The sequence below is a fragment of the Parabacteroides sp. PM6-13 genome (assembly GCF_029892605.1).
GTDB lineage: Bacteria > Bacteroidota > Bacteroidia > Bacteroidales > Tannerellaceae > QVMG01.
In genome coordinates, this window is the sequence record NZ_JARXWF010000039.1 from 1 (window position 1) to 1,056 (window position 1,056).

The 1,056-nt window shown below is 41.7% G+C and carries 1 protein-coding gene; it reads right to left on the bottom strand.

What is annotated here, in order from left to right; translation table 11 throughout:
* Positions 1-959: IS4 family transposase (locus M2134_RS15755; RefSeq protein ID WP_280758221.1), on the bottom strand; the 959-nt coding region annotated here is incomplete at its 3' end.
* Positions 960-1,056: the final 97 nt, after the last annotated feature.

Sequence of the window (1,056 nt, forward strand, 5' to 3'; positions counted from 1 at the left end):
CCTTTCAATTTTTTGAACAGAAGCTCAATGGTCCAACGTTTCTTATACAGGAAAGCGGCTTCTTCGGCTGTAATATCGAAATTGTTGGTGATGAACACATATATCCTGCGTTTCTCATCTTTGTATATAATACGTCTGAGACAAAGTGTTTTTTCTTCTTTTCCATCCTTATACCCAAGATGAACATGTTCCTCTTTCAATACGCCGAAAGGATCTTTCTCCAACACCCTATCCAAAACAACCTGTTGAACCTCATATTTGGCATTATTTTTCATCCGACAGACAAACCAAATATCTTTACCGCTTTGCTCGGCAAACCACTTGTAGTCGTTGTATGCTCTGTCAAAAACAATCATGCTACCACTGGATAGGCTCAGGCGATCCAGGAATTTTCGGTCGTGTTGACTGGCTTCACTCAAATAGGCAAATTGTGCCGTTTCAGAATGGACATCGGTCAACATATGGACTTTCAAACCACCCTTTTTCTTCCCATCGCCTTTTGGGTCACGCCCGACGCCCTTGAGAATATCAGAAAACAGACTTATTGTTGTTGAATCAAAGGCGTATAACTTATCAAATGATGCCTTTTCAATCCGGCTGACCGAGAAAACAGGTTTGAAATGCTCGATCAGGGTAAAATAGAAATCACGGAACAGTTCATTCGATCTATCACGTAAGCCATCACCGGCAGTACTCTTGGCAGGGGAAGAATCCATGCCGAAATAACTCAATTTGCCTTCCAAAGCCTGCATCCCGGCACATACTTCGCTCATCGAGTCACAACGACTATAGGCTCCGAAAAGCATCGTCACAAGTTGTCTCCACGATGTGAAGCGCTTGTAATAACGATCAGAACCATGCTTATACACCAAGGATTCAAATTTCTCTTTTGGAAGTAAATCTATCATTTGTTTGAAAATCGGCTGACCGACTAATTTTTTTCCACTATCTTTACCCATGTCGTTTATTTATTGGTGGTACAACAAATCTACGACATTAGGGGCGAATCCGAAAGGAGGAAGCCCCTTTACTCAAAATTTTAGTCGGTTAGTAGTG